The following is an 807-nucleotide window of genomic DNA, read 5'->3' as shown; positions in this document are numbered from 1 at the left end:
CGGATGAAGCTGTTTCTCAAGAGCTTGAGAACATGGGTTATGTTGAAGAGCCACGCACATACTACGTCGGTATGACAGCTGATTTCTAATGTGTAAGAAGCATTCTAACGCGTGAGAAACGTTCTAGTTTGTGAGAAGCAATAGAACAGTGAATAAACAAAAACGCAGGTCGAAATGGCCTGCGTTTTTTCGTTTTGTTGTTAAGATAGCTCTTGCTTAATGGGCGGGCTTTTTCACACAAGTGATAATAGCGTTACCAGATTGCTGATCCCAAGGCGTCAGTTTTTCATAGTCGTGTTCAAACAAGTGAACGTCAAAGTAAGGCTCAAGAATTTGAACGATCTCTGCAAACGTAAATGCAACCATTGGATGCTCGTCATGCCAAATTTGTGTTTCACCTTGCGTCGTTTTCTCGATACTCAACTTAAGTGCTTGTCGCTCACCATTGCCAGAATAGTACCAACCGGAGCGGAAGGTAAACGCATCTTGCTCTAAATTGCTGGTGTGTCGAACAAAAAGATTGTTATTGATCTTTTCCTTATCAACCACGTTGAAGCAGAAAATACCATCAGGCTTTAAAGCGGCATGGACGCTCTCAATACATGCTTTCAAGTTATCAATACCATCGTTGTAGTGGATGGAATAAAGAAAGCAGGTAATCAAGTCGACCGGTTCATCTACCTTAAAGAAGCTCATATTTTGTTGAGAAAACTGAGCTTCAGGGCAACGAGTCATCGCGATATCCAGCATAGGTTGGTTCAACTCCAATCCAGCACTGGTATAACCATAATCGATAAAGTTGCGAAC

General features: G+C 42.0%; 1 protein-coding gene. It reads right to left on the bottom strand.

Annotation, left to right across the window (positions count from 1 at the left end):
• Positions 1-216: 216 nt before the first annotated feature.
• On the bottom strand, positions 217-807 hold a 591-nt coding region (locus tag KIV40_RS32510), incomplete at its 5' end, for a methyltransferase domain-containing protein (protein ID WP_285353481.1).

The sequence above is a fragment of the Vibrio sp. D173a genome, from assembly GCF_030248475.1.
This window is presented reverse-complemented; position numbering and strand designations above follow the sequence as displayed.